The sequence below is a fragment of the Polaromonas sp. Polasp52 genome, from assembly GCF_059491565.1.
Window position 1 is genome coordinate 4,020,468 of record NZ_CP168513.1, and the last position, 21,432, is coordinate 4,041,899.

Here is a 21,432-nt window from a genome sequence, read left to right on the forward strand (position 1 = left end):
AGGACATCTATGCTCACAGTCATTTGCGAAACTCCCGGCGTGCTGCGCACGGTCGACGCGGCCATGCCCATCCGCGATGAAGGCGATGTGCTGCTGCGCATCCGCCGTGTGGGGGTGTGCGGCACCGATCTGCACATCTTCACCGGCACACAACCCTTCCTGGCCTATCCACGCGTCATGGGCCACGAAGTCGCGGGTACCGTGGAGGAGGCTCCGGCGGGCAGTTCCCTCCAGCCCGGCGACACGGTCTTTGTCATGCCTTACCTGTCCTGCGGCCGCTGTGTTGCCTGCCGCCAGGGCAAGACCAACTGCTGCGTCCATATCCAGGTGCTGGGCGTGCACCGCGACGGCGCCTTCACCGAGTATCTGAACGTACCCGCGCAGTTTGTGCGCAAGGCGGAAGGTGTCTCGCTGGACCAGGCCGCCATGCTGGAATTCCTGGCCATTGGTGCCCACGCCGTGCGCCGCGCCGACGTGCAGCCCGGCCAGCGCGTGCTGGTAGTGGGGACGGGCCCCATCGGCATGGCCGTCCTGCTGTTCGCCGGCCTGCGTGGCGGCCAGGTCACGGCGCTGGACACGCGAAAGGAGAGGGTGGACTTCTGCAAACAACAGCTGGGTGCGCATGCGGGTGTCTTGATCGCCGACAACGACGTGGACGAATTGCGTGCGCTCACTGATGGAGATTTTTACGACGTCGTTTTTGACGCCACGGGCAACGCAAAGGCCATGGAGCGCGGCTTCCAGTTCATTGCCCATGGCGGCAAGTATGTGCTGGTGTCGATCGTACGGGACAACATCACGTTCGCCGATCCGGAATTTCACAAACGCGAGGCCACGCTGCTGGGCAGCCGCAATGCCACCATGGAAGACTTTGAAACGGTGCTGGAGGCGATGCGCGGCGGCAAAATCCCCACCGCGGCACTCAACACTCACCGCATGGCCCTGGCCGATGTACCCGCCCAATTCGCCACCTTGCTGGACCCCACGCAGGGTGTGGTCAAGGCGCTGATCGAATGCTGACAGGGATTTGCACGTGAGCACGCCCATCCTCCAGTTCGGCACCGGGCGCTTTCTGCAGGCGCATGCGGACCTGTTTGTGTCCCAGGCCCTGGCCCAAGGTCAGGCGCTGGGCGGCATTACCGTCGTGCAGAGCACGGACAGCCCGCAGAGCAGTGCGCGCGCCGCGGCACTGGCACATGGCTACCGCGTGGAACTGCGCGGCATGCAACAGGGCCGGCGTATCGAAGAAACCGTGCAGGTGAACGCGGTACAAGCCGTCTGGCATGCCCGCCGCGACTGGGCACAATTGCGCGATGCCATGGCCACCACCGTGCAGGTCGTCATCTCCAACACGGCGGATATGGGCTATGTGCTGGACGACTCCGACACCGCGGCGCTGCTGCACAGCCCCGCGACGGCGCCGCGCAGCTACCCGGCCAAGCTGGTGGCGCTTTTGCACCACCGCTGGCAGCAGCAGCCGCAGGCTCCCCTGACGCTATACCCCTGCGAACTGGTCAGCCGCAACGGCGACACGCTGCGCAAGCTGGTAGCCACGCTGGCGCAGGGCTGGGGCCTTGCACCCGACTTCCTTCGCTACGTGCGGGAGCACTGCGTGTGGGTCAATTCACTGGTGGACCGCATCGTCTCGTCCCCGCTGGAACCCGCCGGCGCGGTCGCCGAGCCCTATGCGCTGTGGGCCATCGAGCGCCAGCCGCGCATGGTGCTTCCTTGCAGCCATCCGGCCGTGGTGGTGACGGATGCACTGGCCCCCTTTGAGCAACGCAAGCTCTGGCTGCTGAACCTGGGCCACACGATACTGGCCGAACGCTGGCAGCTGCTGGGCGGCGCCGCCGACATGACCGTGGTGCAGGCCATGCACACCCCGGCGCTGCGCACTCTGCTGGAAGCCGTGTGGGCCGACGAGGTGCTGCCGGTATTTGACGCCGAGGGCTCAGGCCACGAGGCCCGCGCCTACCTGGTGGAATTGCGCGACCGCCTGCTCAACCCGTTTCTGGAACACCGCCTGGCCGACATTGCCAAAGACCATGCGCAAAAGAAGCTGCGCCGCCTGGCACCCGTGGTGGAGCGCGCCGTGGCGCTGCAACTGCCCATTGCACAGACCCAGCTGCGCAATGCGCTGGCCGATACCGGAGGCACCCCGTGCGCTCCCTGAAGCGCCGGCAGGCCACCCGCTTTTGATGGCATGCTGCGATGCAACATCCCACGCCGCGGGCCCTGTTGTCTGCCTTCTCCCCGAGGAAGAAGGAGCCAGACCCCCAGGGCCCTGGCGTGGAACCGAAATTCTCCGCAATTGCGCCTGCGGGGTTACCATGCGTGAACGATTCACTCCGTGGTGATCCCATGGTGGCACTTGCCGCACAATTCGATCCGCCGCGCCGGCTGTATAAAAAAGTCAGCGACCGGCCGCAGGACTGGCTCGGCACGACGCCGCTGCTGGACCTGGACGACACCAAGCTGCGCCTGAAGGCTCGCGCACTGGTCCAGCTGTGCCGCACCGATCGCGACAAGGCGCTGGCCATCTACCGCTTCGTCAAGCACCTGCCTTATACCAAGCGGGTCAAGCTCCAATACCCGACGGCCCGTGACGTGCTCGAGGCGCGCGGAGGCGACGGCGACGACAAGGTGACCCTGCTGATCGCGCTGATGCGCTCCGCCGGCATCCCGGCGCGGGTGCGCTACATGGAGATGAACGGCGAAATGCTGCGCGGCCTGATTCCCAGGGCCACGCCGGCGGCGCGCCCGCTGGCGGAGATCTGGCTGGGCCGCTGGGTGCGCACCGACACATTTATCTTCGATGCCGAATACGTGGCTGCCGCCCTTGAACACCTGAAGGCGAACGGCTGGGAATGCGGCTGGGGCATTCACGTCAACGCCCAGCTTCTGTGGGACGGGAAGAACGACGCCTTCCTGGGCGGCAAGCCCAGCGAGCAGGACCCCATGATCAAGCGGCTTCTGTGCGTGGTGAGCGATCCTCTGGAACTGGTGTCGGCTGCCCTGGGGGGCAGCGGGCTGCGTTACCGCCGGTCGCTGCGGGCCTTGCACTGGAATATGCTGGCGCCCACCATGATCAAAGCCATTCGCGAGTTGCGGGCCAGTTCCCGTTCCACTTGAGACGAAATGCGCTAGGGCCTAGCCGATTCGCCGCAGCAACTCCGGCACCGATGAGACCAGCATGGCCAGGCCGGAGCAGGTCAGCAGGCTCAGCACCAGCCTGCGAAAGGCCAGGTCGCTGATGCCGGTGTAAACCCGCCCGCCCAGCCAGGCGCAGATGAGCGCGGCAGGCGCGACGATGGCCAGCATGGGCAGCGTCTCGCGGGTGACCAGGCCGGCGGCCGCGTAGCTGGCCATGGTAACGGTCAGCACGGCCAGGTTGAAGTTTTGGATGACGGCACGCTGGTCCGCTTTCTCGTAGCCCCGCAGGGTGCACCACAGCGTCGGAATGACGCCGCTGAACCCGCCCAGGGCACCCATGAAGCCGCCGGCAACGCCTGCCGCGCCGTCGGCGATGCGCCCTCCGTGGTGGATGCGCGGAAGCTTGCCCGAAAACAGCATGGCCGGGCACCATGCCGCCAGCAACACGCCGAGGAACAGCTTGAACAGCTGGACATCAAGCCGGGGCAACAGCAGCAAGCCCAGTGGCAGCCCCAGCAGGCCGCCTGCCAGAAACGGCAGCAGGCGCTTCCAGTCGGTGTTGCGGCTGACCGTGAAGGCCGCCATGAGCTGGCCCGTCAGCCCGCCGAACACCGCCATCACAGCCGCCAGCTTCGGGTCTATGGCCCAGGCCCAGAACGACATGGCGACCAGGCTGAAGCCAAAGCCCGACAGGCCCTGGACAAAGCCCGCCGCCGCCGCGCCCGCGACGATCAGGACAATCTGCGCGTCCAACTCAGGCGTAATCGCTCACGGGCACGCAGCTGCAGAACAGGTTGCGGTCGCCGTAGACGTTGTCGACCCGGCCCACGGGCGGCCAGTACTTGGCCTGCTTGAGCGAGGCCAGCGGGAAGCCGCCGGTTTCGCGCGAGTAGGGCCTGTCCCAGTCGGCGCCCAGCAGGCTGGCCGCGGTATGCGGCGCATGCTTGAGCGGGTTGTTGTCCTGCGGCCATTGGCCGGCTTCGACTTTGCGGATCTCGTCGCGTATCGCGATCATCGCGTCAATGAAACGGTCCAGCTCGGCCAGGGTTTCGCTTTCGGTGGGCTCCACCATCAGCGTGCCGGGCACGGGAAAGCTCAGCGTGGGCGCATGGAAGCCGTAGTCCATCAGGCGCTTGGCCACGTCCTCGGCGCTGACGCCGCTGGTTTCTTTCAGCGGGCGCAGGTCCAGGATGCACTCGTGGGCCACATGGCCGTTTTCGCTGGCGTACAGCGTCGGGTAGTGGTCTTTGAGGCGCGAGCTGATGTAGTTGGCGCTCAGGATGGCGACCTCGGTCGCCTGTGTCAGGCCCTCGGGGCCCATCATGCGGCAGTACATCCAGCTGATGGGCAGCACCGCGGCATTGCCCAGGGGCGCCGCCGAGACGGCGCCCACGCCGTTGCCGGGAATGCCCGCCGTCGCATGGCCGGGCAGGTAGGGCACCAGGTCGGCCACCACGCAGACCGGGCCCACGCCCGGGCCGCCGCCGCCGTGCGGGATGCAGAAGGTCTTGTGCAGGTTCAGGTGGCTCACGTCGCCGCCGAACTCGCCGGGCGCGGCCACGCCGACCAGCGCGTTCATGTTGGCGCCGTCCACGTAGACACGGCCGCCGTGGCTGTGCACCATGGCGCAGAGTTCTTTGACCTGGGTTTCAAACACGCCGTGCGTGCTCGGGTAGGTGATCATCACGCAGGCCAGCTTGTCGCTGTGCTGTTCGCATTTGGCCTGGAGGTCGGCCATGTCCACGTTGCCGCGCGCGTCGCAGGCGGTCACGACCACGCTCATGCCCACCATCTGCGCGCTGGCCGGGTTGGTGCCGTGGGCCGAGGATGGGATCAGGCAGATGTTGCGGTGGCCCTGGCCCTTGGCTTCATGGAAGGCCTTGATGGCCAGCAGGCCGGCGTACTCGCCCTGCGAGCCGGCGTTGGGCTGCAAGCTGATGCCGGCATAGCCGGTGGCCTGGCACAGCCAGTCGCGCAACTGCTTGTCGAGCTCGGCATAGCCTTGCAGCTGATCGGCGGGCGCGAAGGGATGGATGTTGGCGAACTCGGGCCAGGTGATGGGAATCATCTCGCTGGTCGCGTTGAGCTTCATGGTGCAGCTGCCCAGCGGGATCATGCTGCGGTCCAGCGCCAGGTCCTTGTCGCTGAGCATGCGGATGTAGCGCAGCATGCCGGTTTCGGAATGGTGGGTGTTGAACACCGGGTGCGCGAGGAAAGGCGTGGCGCGGCGCAGCTCGGCGGGGATCAGCGATTCCACGCCTTTTTCGAAGGCGCTGACCACGGGAATCGTCTGGCCGGGTTTGGCGAAGAAGGACCAGAGCAGTTCGATGTCCTTGCGGCTGGTGGTTTCGTCCAGCGACACGCCCAGGTGGTTGTTCAGGCGAAAGCGCAGGTTGGCGCCGGCCTGGCGCGCGCGCTCGGCGATCGCGGTGGTCGCGTCGCCGGTCTTCACGGTCACGGAATCGAAGGCGCCGGTGTTGGTGATTTCGTAGCCCAGCTCCTGCAGGCCGCGCACAAATACGGCGGTGTAGGCCGCCACGCGCTCGGCGATGCGCTTGAGGCCCTGCGGGCCGTGGTAGACGGCGTACATGCTGGCGATGACGGCCGGCAGCACCTGCGCGGTGCAGATGTTGGAAGTGGCTTTTTCGCGGCGTATGTGCTGCTCGCGCGTCTGCAGCGCCAGGCGGTAGGTCGGGTTGCCGTGGCTGTCGACGCTGACGCCGACCAGGCGGCCCGGCAGCGAGCGCTTGAACTCGTCGCGGCAGGCCAGGTAAGCGGCGTGCGGGCCGCCGTTGCCCATGGGCATGCCGAAGCGCTGGGTGTTGCCCAGCACGATGTCGGCGTCCCATTCGCCGGGCGGGGCGAGCAGCGTGAGCGCCAGCAGGTCGGCCGCGACGCACAGGGCCGCGCCGTCGACGTGGGCCTGGCCCGCGAGCGGGCGCAGGTCGTGGATGCTGCCGGTGGTGGCCGGGTACTGGGCCAGCACGCCGAAGTAGTCGCCCTCGGCCATCAGCTGCGGCACCGTGACGGCCGCCGTGCTGACCTTGACCGTGATGCCCAGCGGTTTGGCCCGGGTCTGTATCACTTCGATGGTTTGCGGATGGCAGTCGCCCGCCACGATGAAGACGTTGCTTTTGCTTTTGACGCTGCGCTTGGCCAGGGTCATGGCCTCGGCGGCGGCCGTGGCCTCGTCGAGCATGGAGGCGTTGGCAATCGGCATGCCGGTCAGGTCGCAGACCATGGTCTGGAAATTGATCAGCGCTTCCATGCGGCCCTGCGAGATTTCGGCCTGGTAAGGCGTGTAGGCGGTGTACCAGGCGGGGTTCTCGAGGATGTTGCGCAGGATCACGCCCGGCGTGTAAGTGCCGTAGTAGCCCTGGCCTATGAAGTTCTTGAACACCTTGTTCTTGGCCGCGATGGCCTTGAGCTGCTTGAGCGCGGCGGCTTCCGTGACCGGGGCCGGGATGGCCATGGGCGTGCTGCGCGCGATGGAGCGCGGAACAATGCCTTCGACCAGCTCGCGGCGCGAGGCCGAGCCCACGACGCTGAGCATGTGGACTTCGTCGGTTTCGTCGATGCCGATGTGGCGGGCGATGAATTCGGAAGGGTTTTCAAGGTCGCCCAGGGGCTTGGCGGTTTGCATCAACATGTCGGGTTCCGTGTCAGGCTTGGCAGCAGGAAGTCAAGAAAGTAAAGGCCGGGAAATCAGGCGGCGAAGGCGGTGTAGCGGGTTTCGTCCATCAGTGCGTCAAGCTGCGAAGGGTCGGACAGCTTGATCTTGAAGAACCAGCCGGCGCCCATGGGGTCGCTGTTGGCCAGGGACGGGTCGTCCTTCAGCGCTTCGTTGATGGCGGTCACTTCGCCGCTCACGGGCATGTAGACGTCGGCGGCGGCTTTGACCGACTCGACCACGCCGGCGGTTTCCTTTTGCGCGAAGCTCGTGCCCACGGCGGGCAGGTCCACAAACACCACGTCGCCCAGCGCGTCCTGCGCATGCACGGTGATGCCGACGGTGGCGGTGTCACCTTCAATCTTGAGCCATTCGTGGTCTTCGGTGTATTTGACGGTCATGAGAATCTCCGGAGGGTTGAGGGGTGGGGAAAGAAGGTTTTAGCCGCGCTTAACCACGGTTAACCACGGTAGTAGCGGGTGGGAACAAAAGGCATGGCCGCGACTTCCATGGGCACGGCCTTGCCGCGCACGATGGCATTCACGCGTGTGCCCAGGGCGGCGAATTCGGGTTTCACATAGCCCATGGCCACCGGCTGGTTGATGGTCGGGCCCAGCAGGCCGCTGGTGACTTCGCCGATGCTTGTGCCGTCGGTGGCTTGCAGCTCTGTATGGTCGCGCACGGGAACGCGCTCCAGCGCCACCAGGCCCACGCGCTTGCGCGCCAGCGTGGCGGGGTCGGCCAGCTGGGCCAGGATTTTGTCCGCGCCGGGGAAACCGCCCGCGCGCGCGCCGCCCGTGCGCCGCACTTTTTGCATGGCCCAGTTGAGGCTGGCTTCCACCGGCGTGGTCGTGGTGTCAATGTCGTTGCCGTAGAGGCACAGGCCCGCTTCCAGGCGCAGCGAGTTGCGCGCGCCCAAGCCTACGGGCTTGACCTCGGGCTGGGCGAGCAGCGCGCGCGCCAGCGCCTCGGCCTGCGAACCATGGACGGAAATTTCAAAGCCGTCTTCACCGGTGTAGCCGCTGCGCGTGAGGAAACAGTCGCAGCCGGCCACCGTGAAGCGCCCGCCGGTCATGAACACCAGCTTTTCGACGCCGGGCGCCAGGCGCTGCAGCGCCGTGACGGCCTGCGGGCCCTGCAGCGCCAGCAGCGCCATCTCGGGCATGGGGATGACTTGGCAGCGCGCGCCTATCTTGGCCTGGATGTGCGCGATGTCGCCGACCTTGCAGGCGCCGTTGACGATGACGAACAGGTCGCCGCCATGGGCGTAGTCGCGGTTGAAGAACATCAGGTCGTCGATGATGCCGCCCTCGTCATTGAGCAGCAGGCCGTAGCGCTGCTTGCCGGCGGGCAGGTCGATGACGTCGACCGGGATCAGCGATTCCAGCGCCGCCGCGGCGTCGGCGCCCACCAGGCGCAGCTGGCCCATATGGGACACATCAAAGAGGCCGGCGGCCTGGCGTGTGTGGTGGTGCTCGGCCATCAGGCCCGCGGGGTATTGCACCGGCATGGAATAGCCCGCGAAAGGCACCATGCGCGCGCCCAGCTCCAGGTGCAGCGCGTGCAGCGGCGTTTTCAGCAGGCTTTCGGGGGCGGCGGAAGAGGTGGACGAATCGGACAAGGCATTCTCCGGGGAGGGGCAAACAGGTTCTGGATCCATGAGTTGCCCCTGCTGTCCACTTTACCTGAGAGATTCGCCCGGCGATGCGGGTTTGCTCCTTCGGTGGGCCGTCCTGGCGACGGCCTCTCTCCAGTAGGGAACGCCTTGCCGCGTGGTGCGCCGCAGGGCGGTTGCCAGTCCTTTTGCCTGAGCGTTCAGTGCACCAAAAGGGGGTGTACGTGCGCCTTCGGCGGTTTTCGCGGGGAAAACTCTCTCCTGACCCGGCAAGTGTAACGGAAGCGGCTGCCGGGCCGGCCGGATGGATCAGGCCGCCTGGTGATGCGGCAGCAGCATGGCGATGCGCTCGCTGATGGAGTCGGCGCGCTCGTGGCCCGCGATTTTTTCGATTTCCTCGATCATGTCGCGTGAAGCCGTGAGCATGCTCTCGCGGTCCTTGGCATTGCGCAGGGCTTCGCGAAAGCGCTCGGCCATGACCGGGTCGCGGCGGGCGAACATGCGTTCGCAGATGTCGAACAGGAACATGCGCGTCGTAGCGAGCGAGCGCTTGCCTTCAAACTGGTCGGCCGACACCTGGATGGCCTGGGTGGTCTCGGGGCTGGGAAAGTTCTGCAACTGCGCGGGTGTGGGTGCCGGCGCGGGTGCGGGCGCTGCGGCCGATGTGGAGGTCTTGCCCGGATGCGCCTCCAGAAAGCCTTCGCGCAGCAGGCGCAGGGCGATGGCCTCGCCGTCACCGTCGAACAGCGGTCGGAAATCCTGGGCGGATTTGCTGCCGTCGGCCATCAGCAGCAGGGTGCGCTCGCGCTGGCCAAGCGTTCTCACGCCGGGCCTGAGCTCGGCGCGGGCGCGGTCGGTTTTGTGGAGCTGCATGGATTTCATCCTCAAATGAAAGCCTGAGCATCGGGCCCCCAGATGACAAGCGCGTGAAACCCCTGCCCGAAAAAGCTATTTGGCGTAGACCAGGTCGCGCAAGCCCAATGACAGCTGCGGTACGTAAGTGATCACCATCAGGCAGGCCAGGATGACCACTACAAAGGGAACCAGGTGGGTGACGATGCGGTCCAGCGATATCCTGGCGACGGTGCAGGCCGCGAACAGGTTCACGCCAAAAGGCGGTGTGATCATGCCCAGCGCGAGGTTGACCACCATCACCAGCCCGAAGTGCACCGGGTCTATGCCGAAATGCACCGCTACCGGCGCCAGGATGGGCGCCAGCACGATGATGGCGGCGCTGGTCTCGATGAACATGCCGATGACGAACAGCGCCGCGTTGACGCCCAGCAGGAAGATGGCGGGTGACTGCAGCACGGCTTCCAGCCAGTGGCCGATGGCATCCGGCACGCCGGCCCGGGTGATCAAAAAGGCGAACAGCCCGGCGTTGGCGATGATGAACATGATCACGGCGCTGGAGAGCACCGACTTGCGCAGGATGGCGTAGAGGTCGGCCAGCTTGATTTCGCGGTAGATCACGACGCCGACGACCAGTGCGTAGAACACCGCCACGGCGGACGCCTCGGTCGGCGTGAAAATCCCGCCGTAAATGCCGCCCAGGATGATCACGGGCATCAGCAGCGCCCAGCCTGCCTGCCAGGCCGCCTTACCGAAGCTCAGCCTGCCGTCGCCATCGTGCTTGCCCCAGCCCTTCCAGCGGCAGTACAGATGCACGAACAGCATGAGCGCGAAGCCGATCAGCAAGCCCGGGCCGAAGCCGGCGATAAAGAGCTCGCCGATGGAGACCTCGGCGCTGACGCCATAAAGAATCATGGGGATGGACGGCGGGATGATCACGCCCAGTTCCGCGCTGGTGGCCTGCAGGGCCGCGGCGTAGGCGGTGGGGTAGCCATGCTTGATGAGCGCCGGTATCAGGATGGCGCCTATGGCAAAGGTCGTGGCGACCGACGAGCCGGACACGGCCGCGAAAATCATGCAGGTCAGCACGCAGGTCATGGGCAGGCCGCCCTGGATGCCGCCCACGATGCTTTTGGCAAATTCGACCAGGCGGCGCGAGATGCCGCCGGTTTCCATCAGGTTGCCGGCCAGGATGAAGAAGGGAATGGCTGCCAGGGGAAACTTGTTGATGGAAGAGAACATCTCCTTGACGGAGATCAGCATGTTGGCGTTGGACGCCTGGATGCCGAAGATCGACGCCAGGCCTATGGACACGGCTACCGAAACGGTGAGCGCAAAGCACAGCACCATGGTGGAAATCATGACCGCGGTCATTGCGCCGTCTCCAGTTCGTTGCGCTGCGGATCGATCAGGTTGCCGATGAGGCCGATCACGCAGAACATGCCGCCGACCGGCATGGCCACATAGCCCCAGAACATCGAGACGGATTCCAGGCCCGCCATGGACTGCACGCGGCCGCGCAGTGAATAGTCCCAGCCCCACCAGACGATCACCGCGATCAACGCCAGGGCGGCCAGGCAGACCAGCCAGTCCAGCAGGCGCCGCACGCGCGGCGGGCTCCAGCGGTAGAGCACGTCCACGCTGACCATGGCACCTTGCCGGAAGGCCATGGGGATGCCCATGAACACCATCCAGATCAGGCTCAGGCGGATCAGGATTTCGCTCCACTCGGCGGGTTGCTCAAGGACGAAGCGCGTGACGATCTGGAACATCCCGAGCATCGCCGCGATGACGAGCATCAGGCAGGCCACCAGCATGGAAAAGCCGGTGGTCCATCGCTCAAGTTTGAGGAAAGCTTGTTTCATGAGAGGGCCGGTGGAGAGGGGAAGGTGGATGGAAAACGCCCGCCAGTACGATGCCTGCGGGCGTATTCAGCGACGCCGGCTGCGGCAAACCGTGGCAAAAACCGCAGCCTGCGCGCCCTTACTTGTAGTTGCGGATCGCGTCGATATTGGCCTTGCCGAACTGCTTCTCGAATTCGGCATTGACGGGCGCCAGCGTGGCCACGAACTTCGCTTTGTCGACGTTCTCGATCACGGTCATGCCCTTGGCGCGCAGGTCGGCCACGCCGTTGGCGTCGTCCTGGTCGACGCGGGCGCGGTTGGCTTTGGTCGCCTCCTTGGCCGCGTCGATGAAGGCCGTCTTGTCGGCGGCGCTGAGCTTGTCGAAGGAGGCCTTGTTCATCAGGAAAATGCAGGGCGAATACACATGGCCGGTCAGCGTCAGGTGCTTTTGCACCTGGTCGAACTTGGCGGACATGATCACGGACAGCGGGTTCTCCTGGCCGTCGACGGTGCCCTGCTGCAGCGCGGTGAATACCTCAGGAAAGGCCATGGGCGTGGTGATGATGCCCAGGCCCTTGTAGGCCGCGATGTGCACCGGGTTCTCCATGGTGCGCATCTTCAGCCCCTTCAGGTCTTCCGGCAGCTTCACATCGCGCTTGCTGTTGGTCATGTGGCGAAAGCCGTTCTCGGCCCAGGCCAGCGCCTTGAAGCCCTTGGCGTCGAATTTGGTCAGGAGATCCTGGCCGATGGGGCCGTCCAGCACGGCGCGCGCATGCGCCTTGTCGCGAAACAGAAAGGGCACGTCGAGGATTTTGGTCTCGGGCACAAAATTGGGCACCGGTCCGGTGGACGAGAAGGCCAGTTCCTGGGTGCCCAGTTGCACGGCCTCGATGGATTCGCGTTCGCCGCCCAGTGCGCCGTTATAGAAGGTCTGGATCTTGTAGCGGCCGGCCGTGCGTTTTTCGACTTCCCTGGCGAAGGTGTCGATGGCAACACCCTGGTGCGAGTTCTGGGCGGTGGAAATGCTGATGCGCATGGTGCTTTGCGCGCTCACCGATGCGATGAATCCCAGGCCCAAAGCCATGCCGACCAGCAGTTTTGAAATTTTCATGGTGTCTCCAAATAGTCGTTGTTCAGAAAAATTCGCGACGACGGCGTACAGCAAGCCGTATGCACACCTATTATTACGTCGGCTTCCGAGGGGGCGTGCGCGGGTTTTCGCTTAAGTACGCGGCGATGATGCTGTCAAAGTCCCTGTCGGGCAAGAGGCCCAAGGCGCGGGCCCGCGCCGTGTCTATGGTGGCCGGCCAGCTGGTCACGATGTTGGCGATGGCCGGGTCGGGTGTCCAGTCAATCATGGCCGCGGTTTGTTTGCCGGCCGCGCGTTCCAGCGCGGCGGCCATTTCGCCCACGGTGGTCTTGAGCGCCGGCAGGTTGACAGCCGTGCGCGCGCCCCATTCGGCATCGCCGGCCTCGGCCGCGCGCACCAGCCCTTCAATGGTTCGCGCGGGAGACGACAGGGCCACGGCGGTTTCGGGCGGCACCGGGCAGGCCGCGCGCAGGCCCGCCAGCGGCTCGCGGATCATGCCGCTCAAAAAGCTGGAAGCCGCGCCGTTGGGCTTGCCGGGCCGCACGCTGACCGTCATCAGCCGCACATTGCGCCCGCGGATGAAACCCTTGCGCGCATAGTCGGCCACCAGCTGCTCGCCGATGAATTTCTGGATGCCGTAGCTGTTCTGCGGCGTGGGCAGGGTGCGGTCGTCTATCACCGGCGGCAGGGGCTGCGCCGGTGAATTGCCGAACACCGCGAGCGAGCTCGCGAACACCACGGTGGGCGAGCTTCCCAGCTGGCGGCAGGCCTGCAGCAACGCACGCGTGGCGTCGACATTGCTGCGCATGCCGAGGTCGAAGTCGGCCTCGCATTCGCCGCTGACGGCTGCGGCCAGATGGAACACCAGCGCGTCTTCGGCGCGCACCACCTGCGAAGCGGCGCCGCTTGCTAGCAGTTCGTTCAGGTCGCCGACCACGGCGCGAATCCTCGAATCCGCCGTCAGCGCCGAGGGCGGTGCAATTCGATCGACCAGTGTGATGGTCTGGATGGTTTGTGGCGTACCACCCGCAAGGGACAGTTTTCCCTTTTCGAGCAGCTGCCGTGCCAGCCTGGCGCCCAGGAATCCGGCGCCGCCGGTGATGACGATATTCATTTGTGTTTTGTCTCCGTTATGACTGTTCTTGGTCTCCGCCACTCATGTTCCTAGTAGCGCACCACTTTTACGCGAAACTGCGTTCTGCCAGCGACGTTTGTAGCTTCCAGAACTTTTGCCTTGGTCCCTAGCTTGTTCGTCGTCGACACAAGAACATCGCAGTCGACCTTGCGCGTCTGGAACTCGATCGAATAGCTCTCGTCCTTCTCGGGCGTGAGTGGCAGGACAAATCCGCACGAGGTGAAGCCTCCGAAATTGCTCTCAATAGTACTTACCCAGAGGGTGTACTCCACGCCCTGGTCTAACTTGAACTCGCTGGAGAGCTTCTCGGGGGTGAGCGTGATCGCGCCCAGGCCAACTCCCTCGAGTTGAGGTTGCTTACCGAGAAAGACACGGACTAGTAGCTTGTCATCAGGGTACGCCGGATGCGGATGTAGGCCAGACGCCTTGACGAACACTTGGGAGTTCGAGTCGGAACGAGGACCGGGATATTGGGTCGCACATCCACTAAGGATGACGAGGATCGGGATTAGGATTTTCTTCAGCATAGTCCTGCAAATAATAACGACGAAGGGTATTGTGCTTTGCGCTTCTACGGATCAGCTTTTTTAGGTTGGGTCAGGCCGCCGCCTGGCTCCGGCAAGACGGCAGATCACACGATCTCCAGCGGGGACCTGGAGCGGATTAGCTATAAGTGGAAAGCACTCACGGACTGCGCGGCTTGGCTGCAGTGGAAAGACAAGATGAGGCGCTGACTTGTGACAGTCCGCAGATCACTGTGGGTTTGCAAAGAACTTCGACGGCACCCACGTCCCCCCAAGTTAGGGGATAGTCATTGTGCAACTTCTAGGATGCAACGAGATATCTGGGCCGAAGTAATTGCTGGTTTCGTTTTCGCATGCGAAACTCGTAGCCTTAAATTCCACATCCGTTCATAACAAACACAGGGAGGAGCGAAATGAAAAGCAACTATGTGCCGATTGCCTTGATGTTGAGCCTGAATGCTCTTGCAGCTATAGCGGCACCCGAGTTGGTTGCTTGTGACCTCATGAATGCAACGGAAGCGGAGAGAGTGCTCGGCGAGAAACTTAAGCAGCACAACCCAAATCGCAATGTTCAGGTATACGAGGGGGACAAGATTTCCTCGTGCGTGTTTTTCGCAAACCGGAGCAGTCTGATCGTGCAGCTAGTGCAGGCGCCAAACGCAGCGATGGCGCAAAAGAAATTTTCTGAAGCCACAAAGAGTACTGCTGACATAACCTTTACCCTCGCGGCCGATATGGGTGAAAAAGCATATTGGTGGAATATCCAGAAGGAAGCGTACGGAGTAACGGTATTGAAAGGTGACCGAACCCTGATGATCACTACTCGCTGGGGTGATGGAAGTCCGGGTGATGTGAAGTCTCGTTTGGCAGGTTTTGCTAAGGCTGGAGCGCGAAAGCTTTAGCTTTCTCAGGGTTGATCGACGATCCATTTACCGCCGAACCAGTACACCTTGCTTTTCGCCGGCCTGTTTAGCGCCTTTGCGGCGGGCCCAAAAGAGGACGGCGAGCAAGTAGACAGGAGTAAGCACCACTAGGCCCGCAGGGCCGAGATCACCATCCGAAGGGGCGAAAATAAACATGGCAGTAACAGGCACTACCGCGACCTCAACTTGAGCAGACGGTCGCTCGCCGCCGCCAGGTGCTCGCGCAAGGTGTACCAGCGCTCGGAAAATTCATCGGGCAGGTCCAGCGACACCACCTGGCGTTCGATGTTGTCCAGCCGCTCCAGCAGCCGGCGCAGCGCCACGGGGTCGTCGGCGGAGACCTCATCGATCTCGCTTTCGAGGAATTTGAGGTCGCCGTAAAAATGGTTCAAAGCGGAGCTGATGCGCCAGTCGAACAGCCTGGGGATCCAGGCCAGCATCAGCAGCGCGATGCCCAGCAGCGGCAGGATGGCGTAGAAGACCAGCTCCGCGTACTGGGCCGTGCGGTAGGGCAGCAGGGTTTCCATCCAGGGGCGCGCGCCCAGGCTGTAGCCGCGCGCCGCGGCCGAGAGCGGGAAGTCGCTGCCGCGAAAACTCGGGAACTGGCCGTGGCGCTGCAAGAAGTTCGGTATCTCGTGGATTTCAATGGCCGCGTCCAGCAGGGCGCGCTGCAGGGCCGGGTGCACGTCCTGCCTCACCAGCAAATGGGTTTGCAGGCTCATCAGCGTGAGGTCTTTGGGCGGAATGTCGCCGCGCAGCTCGATCGCGCCCTGCGGCAGCAGCAGCGGCTGCAGGCGCGGGTTCTGGGCGGCCAGTGCGCCGGCGTGCTCGACGCCCAGCAGCTGGATGCCGCTGCTGCGCGTCAGCAGCTGCACGGCCTGCGAGTCGTCACCGGCGACATGAAACACCAGATCGACCTTGCCGTCGATCAGTGCATTGGCGGCCGCCACGCCGGCGCTGCTGTCGAACTGCACGTCCGCGGGCCGCACGCCGGCGTGCGCCAGCATCAGCATGGCCGCCATGAAGGAGGAGGACGAGGCCGGCCCCGCCGCGATGCGCAAGCCCCGGGCCTGCGCCAGCGACAAAGGCCCGCCCGTGGTGGAGAAAATCCACACCGGTTCCTGGCCCACCACGGCCAGCGCCTGCACCCCGGTGTCGGTACTGGCGTAAATGCCCTGGGCAAAACCTATGCTGGTGGCGTCGCCCGGCCGGCCCAGCCTGTCCAGCGAGCCTTTTTGCGTGTCCGAATACACCAGCTCGGCGCGCACGCCCATGCGCTCGAGCTGCTCGGCATAACGCTGCGCCAGCATGGAGTAGCCGTCCTGCGGCGAGCCCGCGCCTATGAGCACCTCGCTGGGCGGCAGCACTTTCCATTGGGTCGCCGACCACCACAGGGCCAGGGCCGTGCACAGCAGCACCGGCAGGTAGAACAGCCACCAGCGCCGGCGGTAAAGCAGCAGCAGTTTCATCGCCCCTATCGCCCCCTCATCCGGTACAGCCGCTGGCGCACAAACTCGATGTGCTGGTGCAGCGTGTAGCAGCGCGCCATCAGGTCGCGGGGCGTGGCAAAAGCCATCATGGCCTTGTCGATGCCGTTCAGGCGTATCAGGAAGCGTGTCAGGTCCAGCCCCGAGAGCGATTCCTGGCCCAGGTCGTTTTCAATGAACTTGAGCTCGCCGTACCAGCGGTTCACCCGGCTTTCCAGCACCCAGCGCAGGTAGGCCGGCACCAGCCGCATCAGCCACAGTGCCAGCAGCACCACCGGCAGCACGATCAGCAGGATGCGCTCGGCGACCTGGGCCCACCAGAAGGGCAGCACGCGCTCCAGCCAGGGCAGGCCGTGCGTCAGGGTTTCGCGCGCCTGCGGTGCGGTGGGAAAGTCGATGCGCCGCAGCGAGGGGAAATCGCCCGCGCGGTGGAACAGCCCGCCGCCGGCGTGGACGTCCATGGCCACCGCGATGGCCAGGCGCTTGAGGGCGGGGTGCAGGCCCTCGCGCGCCACCAGGCTGGCCGAGGTGGTCAGCAGCGTGATGTCGCGCGGCGGCAGCCGCGCATCCAGCGTGCCCTGCGCCAGCAGGCGCGACTCGAGGTAGGGGTTGCGCTCGGTGATGGCGGCGGACTTGCGGATGTTCGCCATGTGGATGCCCGGCAGGCTCAGCATGTTTTGCACCACGAAGGACTCGGGCGCCGCCACGATGAAGACGACGTCGACCGTTCCCTGCCGCAGGGCCTGGACGGCGGGGCTGCTGGTCAGCGGGGAGAGCGTCAGGTCCCCGGCCTCAATCCTCGCCTGCTCCAGCAGCTTGAGCGCCACCTTGCGGGTTCCGCTGCCTTCGGGGCCTACGGCCACGCGCAGGCCCTGCAGCTGGTTGAGCGAATCGATTTCGCGGCCGCGTGTGAAAACCCACACCGGTTCCACATCCACATTGGCCAGGGTTTCGACGCGGCTGCGGTCGCGTCTTTCGAGCGAGCTGCCCAGGTAGCCGAAGCCGCCCTGCATCAGGGCAAGGTCCGAGGGATTCACGGCCTGGCGAAGGCGCTCCAGGTTTTGCTGCGAACCGGCCGAGGTCTGGATTTCGAGCGTGATGCCGTGCTCCGCGAATTTTTCGGCGTAGCGCTGGGCGTGCAGGTAGTAGGCGCCGTCCGCGCCGGCCGTGGTGATGCTCAGCTGCGCGGGCGGCATGGGATAGACGAACAGCCACAGGCCCGTGGCCGTGGCTGCGGCGGCAAGCGCCATGGGCAACCGGATCCACAGCCACTTGCGTTGGTACAACTTCGCCATGCGCACAGGGGATAGTCCTGTAAAAGGTTGTTACCCTTATAGCGCAAAGGTGTTACCGCTGTCAGGCGGACTAACGCGAAGACGTCAACCAGGTGGCTGTCTCAGGCCGGCGCTGCTTTTGCTTTGGTTTTGGGCCCGCCGCCGGTTGTGCCCAGCAGCCAGAGATTGAGGCTGGGGGAGCGGCTGATGAGCAGCGCCGACACAATCGGCCCGGCCAGGCCTGCGGCCAGGCCCGCCACCATCAGCACATAGATATCCGTGACGCCCATCTTCTTCAGGGCAATGCGGCTTGCCGCGGTGAAGAACACATGCAGCAGGTAGATCGCGAACGAATAGGAGCCGACATAGGCGAGGCGAGGTGAGCTCCAGCCGCTGCGCAGAAGCAAAAAGGCGCTGCACACACCGAGTCCCAGCGCGGCCAGGGAGTTGCCTTGTTCTGAATACTGCGGCAGCAGCATGGCCGCGGTCGCGGCGCAGATGAAGACGGCCGCCGCGATGCCGCGCGCGGCCGGGCCGCTGATCTCGAAGCGTTTGCAGGCCAGCCCCGCGAGGAAAAAAGGCAGCAGGTAGACGGCGCCCTGGGCGGCAAAATAATTCGGCGGGCTGAAGTAGTCGAACAGCACCGCGCTCAGCGCCCACACCAGCGCGAAGCCGGCCGGCGTCGACAGTGCCTTCAGGTGCTCCAGCAAGACCACCACCAGGAAGACGATGAACAGCGCTTCCAGGAACCAGAAGTGCCCCACCGGCACGATGTGCAGCAGCCACCAGCGGTCCACGGCGTTGTTGGCGCCCGGCGTGAGCGCCTGCACGACGGCAAAAATGGTCCCGACCGTGATCAGCGGGAGCAGCAGCCTGCGCACCTTGCCCTTGATAAAACCCGGGGCATTGCCCTGGTAGGGGCGAAAACCGTAGACATAGCCCGAGATAAAAGAGAACAGCGGCATGCGGATATAGGCCAGCGCTTCATTGAAGACCTGCAGCCAGTGGCCTTCCGGAATCCTCAATCCGACGCTGGGGGTGTCCCCCACCACATGAAACAGGACCAGCAGGACACAGGCAATGCCCCTCAAGGTGTCCACCTCAAGACTGCGTTTCATTTTTTGGCCGGTCATCGGATGCGGGTTCCTTTATTCATGCTGCATGAGATCCCGCCACCCGGGTCGCGGGCCGCGCGTGCGCGTTGAAGCGTCGAATGACGAATAGATCAATGAGATCAATGCGGGGAGATGCTTGGAGCGTAATCAAGCAAGGCTGCAACTTCGGGTCCGCAAAAAAGCAAACTGTTGCAAGCAGTATCGTTTTGCGCGGCATCCAACATCCAGCGCACAGCTGTTACGTTGTTGCAACGAATGCGCAGCTCTTCTGTCAAATGAATCAACCGGGAAAACCCTAAACTGGGTTTATCTCCTACATCAACTGTCTCGCTTGGCGCATGGCGTCTCCCGCAGATGTGTTCGATCCTCAATCAGCTGTTTCCGCAGCGCCGTCACTTGGCGATTTCGCGGGACAAACACAGGAAGTGACATCCGGAAATGAATTTTCACACTCCGCTTTCAAGCGAAGATTCCGCGCGCTATGCGGCACTGCTCGTGCAAGGCACGGCCGTCACGCGGCATGCTGAACTGCTGGCCTGGCTTCAGGGCGACATGCAGCAATGCCTCCCCCACGACATCCTGCTCGCGGGCTGGGGCGATTTCCAGCAGGGTGTCCTGCAACACGACGTCGTCTCCAGCCTGCCAGGTGCGCGCTCCTATGCCGCGGGCACGGACGGGCTGCCCTTTCTATTAGGCAAGTTCCATGAGCGCTGGCTGGCCGCCGAGCGCCAGCCCTGCCGGCTGGACTTCAGCGAATTTGAATACCTGCTGGGCCAGGCGAGCTTGCCGGGCTCCTTCCCGGGCAGCCTGCGCGGCATGCGCTCGGTGCTGATCCACGGCCTGCAGGACGAAAGGGCGCAGCAGGAGTGCCTCTATGTGTTCATGAGCGCGGATGACATCCCGGCCGAGCCTTGCAGCACGGCCCTGCGCGTGCTGATGCCCGGCGTGGATGCCGCCTTGCGCCAGATGGCACCGCTGCCGCAGCAGCGCCGCCTTGCCGCCATGCGCGGCCCGGCCGAGGACGCCAGCGGCCTCAGCGAGCGCGAGACCCAGATCATGGCCTGGGTGGCCATGGGCAAAACCAATTCCGAGATAGGCGCCATTCTGAACATCAGCGGCTTCACCGTGAAGAACCACATGCAGCGCATCTTCCAGAAGCTCAACGTCTTCAACCGCGCGCAGGCGGTTTCCAAAGTGACAAGGGTAGGCATATATGGCTGAGGCAAACCAGCTCAATTCCGCGTCCGCCTGGCTCAACCAGCGCGAACCCCGTTCCATGGGGCTGGGCCGCAGCCATTTGTTCACCGCCGTCGAAGCCGGGCTGGACCCGCTGGTACTGGTGTTTTCGCTGTGGGCGCTGGCGTTTTATTTCGAGGGCTCGGTGCGGCCCGCCTACCTGATCCTGTCCGTCATCGTGTTCTCGCTGACCTTTCCGGGCAGCTCGCAGCTGCGCCTGCCGGTGTGGAAGGTGTTCTCGAAAATCGCCTTTCACTGGATATGGATAGCCGGCCTGCTGCTGCTGACCGGCTATGTGACGGAGTACTTCCACAAGTTTTCCATGACCGTGCTGAGCCACTGGCTGTGGGTCGCGCCCGCGGCCCAGGCCGGCGCGCACCTGGCCCTCAGGGCGGCGGCGCCGCAGCTGCTGAAACTGCAGGGGCCGCCGCGCGGCGCGGTGATCGTCGGCATGAACGAGCAGGGCGTTTCATTGGCCCGCAACATCGCCGGTTCGGCCTACTCGGGCATAGAGCTCAAAGGCTTTTTCGACGACCGCGGCGAAGACCGCAGGGAAGCGCAGGACGAACACCGGCTGGTCGGAAAGATCGACGACCTGCCGGCCTACGTCAAACAGCACCGCATCCAGTTCATCTACCTGTCGCTGCCCATGGCCTCGCGCCCGCGCATCCTGCAGGTTCTGGACGGGCTCAAGGACACCACCGCCTCGATCTATTTTGTGCCCGACATGTTCATCACCGACCTGATCCAGGGCCGCAGCGACACGGTGTGCGGCGTCACGGTGATCTCGGTCTGCGACACGCCGTTTCGCGGCGTCCACGGTTTCCTCAAGCGCGCCAGCGATGTTGTGCTGTCGCTGCTGATCCTGCTGCTGATCTTCCCCGTCATGCTGGTCATTGCCCTGCTGGTGAAGCTGGACTCGCCGGGGCCGGTGATTTTCAAGCAGCGCCGCTACGGCCTGGACGGCGAGCAGATCCTGGTCTACAAATTCCGCTCCATGGCCGTCACCGAGGACGGCGGAACCATACGCCAGGCCAGCAAGAACGACATGCGGGTCACCCGCCTGGGCGCTATCCTGCGCAAGACCTCGCTTGACGAGCTGCCGCAGTTCATCAACGTGCTGCAAGGCCGCATGAGCATCGTCGGCCCGCGCCCGCACGCCGTGGCGCACAACGAGATGTACCGCTCGCTCATCAAGGGCTATATGGTGCGCCACAAGGTCAGGCCCGGCATCACGGGCTGGGCCCAGGTCAACGGCCAGCGCGGCGAAACCGACACGCTGGACAAGATGCAGTCGCGCATCGACTGCGACCTGGACTACCTGCGCAACTGGTCGCTGCAGCTGGACTTTTTCATCATCCTGAAAACCATTCGCCTGGTCTTCAAGGATGGCGCGGCTTATTAAGAATGAAAGGAGATGGCATCCACCCGTTCATCAGGCTGCCTATGCAGTGCTGCCATTAGGGCAAACGGACTATCGCCACCCAAGCATGTACTCAGTATCTTTTTTTCAT

19 protein-coding genes and 2 riboswitches are annotated in these 21,432 nt (G+C 64.3%); of the genes, 6 read left to right on the forward strand and 13 right to left on the reverse strand.

From position 1 onward, the window contains the following. Positions 1-9: 9 nt before the first annotated feature. From ACEN9P_RS18865 to ACEN9P_RS18875, 3 genes are all read left to right on the forward strand, one after another. Positions 10-1,020: a zinc-binding alcohol dehydrogenase family protein gene (locus tag ACEN9P_RS18865; protein ID WP_495620128.1), complete on the forward strand. Its 1,011-nt coding sequence runs from the start codon at positions 10-12 to the stop codon at positions 1,018-1,020. A 13-nt stretch (positions 1,021-1,033) separates the two neighbouring features. After that, positions 1,034-2,173: a mannitol dehydrogenase family protein gene (locus ACEN9P_RS18870; RefSeq protein WP_495620129.1), complete on the forward strand. Its 1,140-nt coding sequence runs from the start codon at positions 1,034-1,036 to the stop codon at positions 2,171-2,173. A gap of 161 nt (positions 2,174-2,334) precedes the next feature. Beyond that, positions 2,335-3,132 (forward strand): transglutaminase-like domain-containing protein, encoded by a 798-nt coding sequence (locus tag ACEN9P_RS18875; RefSeq protein WP_495620130.1) that lies wholly within the window; start codon positions 2,335-2,337, stop codon positions 3,130-3,132. 18 nt (positions 3,133-3,150) lie between these two features. Here the strand turns inward: ACEN9P_RS18875 and ACEN9P_RS18880 are convergent, their stop codons facing one another. From ACEN9P_RS18880 to ACEN9P_RS18925, 10 genes are all read right to left on the reverse strand, one after another. Next, positions 3,151-3,906 carry a sulfite exporter TauE/SafE family protein gene (locus ACEN9P_RS18880; RefSeq protein WP_495620131.1) on the reverse strand — a complete coding sequence of 252 codons (756 nt, stop codon included), beginning with the start codon at positions 3,904-3,906 and terminating at the stop codon, positions 3,151-3,153. A 1-nt stretch (position 3,907) separates the two neighbouring features. Continuing rightward, the gene (gene gcvP / locus ACEN9P_RS18885) at positions 3,908-6,802 is read right to left on the reverse strand and encodes an aminomethyl-transferring glycine dehydrogenase (RefSeq protein ID WP_495620132.1); all 2,895 of its coding nucleotides are present in this window, start codon (positions 6,800-6,802) and stop codon (positions 3,908-3,910) included. A 56-nt stretch (positions 6,803-6,858) separates the two neighbouring features. After that, complete coding sequence (gcvH, locus tag ACEN9P_RS18890) at positions 6,859-7,224, reverse strand: glycine cleavage system protein GcvH (RefSeq protein ID WP_007868705.1); 366 nt, start codon at positions 7,222-7,224, stop codon at positions 6,859-6,861. A 59-nt stretch (positions 7,225-7,283) separates the two neighbouring features. Next, positions 7,284-8,357, reverse strand: a complete 1,074-nt coding sequence (gene gcvT / locus ACEN9P_RS18895; protein ID WP_495622196.1) for a glycine cleavage system aminomethyltransferase GcvT — start codon at positions 8,355-8,357, stop codon at positions 7,284-7,286. 128 nt (positions 8,358-8,485) lie between these two features. Next, positions 8,486-8,587: riboswitch (glycine riboswitch) on the reverse strand. 19 nt (positions 8,588-8,606) lie between these two features. Continuing rightward, a riboswitch (glycine riboswitch) is annotated at positions 8,607-8,712 on the reverse strand. Positions 8,713-8,747: 35 nt separating this feature from the next. Continuing rightward, positions 8,748-9,311, reverse strand: coding sequence for a hypothetical protein (locus tag ACEN9P_RS18900; RefSeq protein WP_495620133.1), 564 nt, complete (start codon positions 9,309-9,311; stop codon positions 8,748-8,750). Positions 9,312-9,386: 75 nt separating this feature from the next. After that, positions 9,387-10,664 carry a TRAP transporter large permease gene (locus ACEN9P_RS18905; protein WP_495620134.1) on the reverse strand — a complete coding sequence of 426 codons (1,278 nt, stop codon included), beginning with the start codon at positions 10,662-10,664 and terminating at the stop codon, positions 9,387-9,389. Beyond that, on the reverse strand, positions 10,661-11,155 hold the full coding sequence (locus ACEN9P_RS18910; protein ID WP_477660870.1) for a TRAP transporter small permease: 495 nt from the start codon (positions 11,153-11,155) through the stop codon (positions 10,661-10,663). The genes ACEN9P_RS18905 and ACEN9P_RS18910 overlap by 4 nt, the downstream gene beginning before the upstream one ends. A gap of 118 nt (positions 11,156-11,273) precedes the next feature. After that, the gene (locus ACEN9P_RS18915) at positions 11,274-12,245 is read right to left on the reverse strand and encodes a TRAP transporter substrate-binding protein (protein WP_477660871.1); all 972 of its coding nucleotides are present in this window, start codon (positions 12,243-12,245) and stop codon (positions 11,274-11,276) included. 73 nt (positions 12,246-12,318) lie between these two features. Next, positions 12,319-13,338 (reverse strand): D-erythronate dehydrogenase, encoded by a 1,020-nt coding sequence (gene denD, locus ACEN9P_RS18920; RefSeq protein ID WP_477660872.1) that lies wholly within the window; start codon positions 13,336-13,338, stop codon positions 12,319-12,321. Between the two features lie 50 nt (positions 13,339-13,388). Continuing rightward, positions 13,389-13,886 (reverse strand): hypothetical protein, encoded by a 498-nt coding sequence (locus ACEN9P_RS18925; protein ID WP_495620135.1) that lies wholly within the window; start codon positions 13,884-13,886, stop codon positions 13,389-13,391. 410 nt (positions 13,887-14,296) lie between these two features. On the opposite strand from ACEN9P_RS18925, the gene ACEN9P_RS18930 reads away from it, so the two are divergent. Continuing rightward, a complete protein-coding gene (locus ACEN9P_RS18930) occupies positions 14,297-14,785 on the forward strand; it encodes a hypothetical protein (RefSeq protein ID WP_495620136.1) in 489 nt (162 codons plus the stop codon). 191 nt (positions 14,786-14,976) lie between these two features. Here ACEN9P_RS18930 and ACEN9P_RS18935 read toward each other — a convergent pair whose 3' ends face one another. From ACEN9P_RS18935 to ACEN9P_RS18945, 3 genes are all read right to left on the reverse strand, one after another. Continuing rightward, positions 14,977-16,275: a TAXI family TRAP transporter solute-binding subunit gene (locus tag ACEN9P_RS18935; RefSeq protein ID WP_495620137.1), complete on the reverse strand. Its 1,299-nt coding sequence runs from the start codon at positions 16,273-16,275 to the stop codon at positions 14,977-14,979. Between the two features lie 5 nt (positions 16,276-16,280). Further along, complete coding sequence (locus ACEN9P_RS18940) at positions 16,281-17,588, reverse strand: TAXI family TRAP transporter solute-binding subunit (protein ID WP_495620138.1); 1,308 nt, start codon at positions 17,586-17,588, stop codon at positions 16,281-16,283. A 101-nt stretch (positions 17,589-17,689) separates the two neighbouring features. Then, positions 17,690-18,685, reverse strand: a complete 996-nt coding sequence (locus tag ACEN9P_RS18945) for an acyltransferase family protein (protein WP_495620139.1) — start codon at positions 18,683-18,685, stop codon at positions 17,690-17,692. A 435-nt stretch (positions 18,686-19,120) separates the two neighbouring features. Here ACEN9P_RS18945 and epsA point away from each other — a divergent pair, with 435 nt between their 5' ends. Both epsA and ACEN9P_RS18955 read left to right on the forward strand, forming a co-directional pair. Continuing rightward, positions 19,121-19,903, forward strand: coding sequence for an XrtB/PEP-CTERM-associated transcriptional regulator EpsA (epsA, locus tag ACEN9P_RS18950; RefSeq protein WP_495620140.1), 783 nt, complete (start codon positions 19,121-19,123; stop codon positions 19,901-19,903). Continuing rightward, positions 19,896-21,323, forward strand: a complete 1,428-nt coding sequence (locus ACEN9P_RS18955; RefSeq protein ID WP_477660879.1) for an undecaprenyl-phosphate glucose phosphotransferase — start codon at positions 19,896-19,898, stop codon at positions 21,321-21,323. Before epsA ends, ACEN9P_RS18955 begins: the two co-directional genes overlap by 8 nt. The last annotated feature ends 109 nt before the right edge of the window (positions 21,324-21,432 follow it).

What these genes read in the sequence shown, in the direction of transcription:
- ACEN9P_RS18945 (WP_495620139.1), bottom strand. Translation starts at nt 18,685, where the DNA reads ATGAAACGCAGTCTTGAGGTGGACACCTTGAGGGGCATTGCCTGTGTC.
- denD (WP_477660872.1), bottom strand. Translation starts at nt 13,338, where the DNA reads ATGAATATCGTCATCACCGGCGGCGCCGGATTCCTGGGCGCCAGGCTG.
- ACEN9P_RS18910 (WP_477660870.1), bottom strand. Translation starts at nt 11,155, where the DNA reads ATGAAACAAGCTTTCCTCAAACTTGAGCGATGGACCACCGGCTTTTCC.
- ACEN9P_RS18915 (WP_477660871.1), bottom strand. Translation starts at nt 12,245, where the DNA reads ATGAAAATTTCAAAACTGCTGGTCGGCATGGCTTTGGGCCTGGGATTC.
- ACEN9P_RS18955 (WP_477660879.1), top strand. Translation starts at nt 19,896, where the DNA reads ATGGCTGAGGCAAACCAGCTCAATTCCGCGTCCGCCTGGCTCAACCAG.
- gcvT (WP_495622196.1), bottom strand. Translation starts at nt 8,357, where the DNA reads ATGGTGCCTTTCGCGGGCTATTCCATGCCGGTGCAATACCCCGCGGGC.
- ACEN9P_RS18930 (WP_495620136.1), top strand. Translation starts at nt 14,297, where the DNA reads ATGAAAAGCAACTATGTGCCGATTGCCTTGATGTTGAGCCTGAATGCT.
- epsA (WP_495620140.1), top strand. Translation starts at nt 19,121, where the DNA reads ATGAATTTTCACACTCCGCTTTCAAGCGAAGATTCCGCGCGCTATGCG.
- gcvH (WP_007868705.1), bottom strand. Translation starts at nt 7,224, where the DNA reads ATGACCGTCAAATACACCGAAGACCACGAATGGCTCAAGATTGAAGGT.
- ACEN9P_RS18865 (WP_495620128.1), top strand. Translation starts at nt 10, where the DNA reads ATGCTCACAGTCATTTGCGAAACTCCCGGCGTGCTGCGCACGGTCGAC.
- ACEN9P_RS18935 (WP_495620137.1), bottom strand. Translation starts at nt 16,275, where the DNA reads ATGAAACTGCTGCTGCTTTACCGCCGGCGCTGGTGGCTGTTCTACCTG.
- gcvP (WP_495620132.1), bottom strand. Translation starts at nt 6,802, where the DNA reads ATGTTGATGCAAACCGCCAAGCCCCTGGGCGACCTTGAAAACCCTTCC.
- ACEN9P_RS18905 (WP_495620134.1), bottom strand. Translation starts at nt 10,664, where the DNA reads ATGACCGCGGTCATGATTTCCACCATGGTGCTGTGCTTTGCGCTCACC.
- ACEN9P_RS18900 (WP_495620133.1), bottom strand. Translation starts at nt 9,311, where the DNA reads ATGCAGCTCCACAAAACCGACCGCGCCCGCGCCGAGCTCAGGCCCGGC.
- ACEN9P_RS18925 (WP_495620135.1), bottom strand. Translation starts at nt 13,886, where the DNA reads ATGCTGAAGAAAATCCTAATCCCGATCCTCGTCATCCTTAGTGGATGT.
- ACEN9P_RS18940 (WP_495620138.1), bottom strand. Translation starts at nt 17,588, where the DNA reads ATGGCGAAGTTGTACCAACGCAAGTGGCTGTGGATCCGGTTGCCCATG.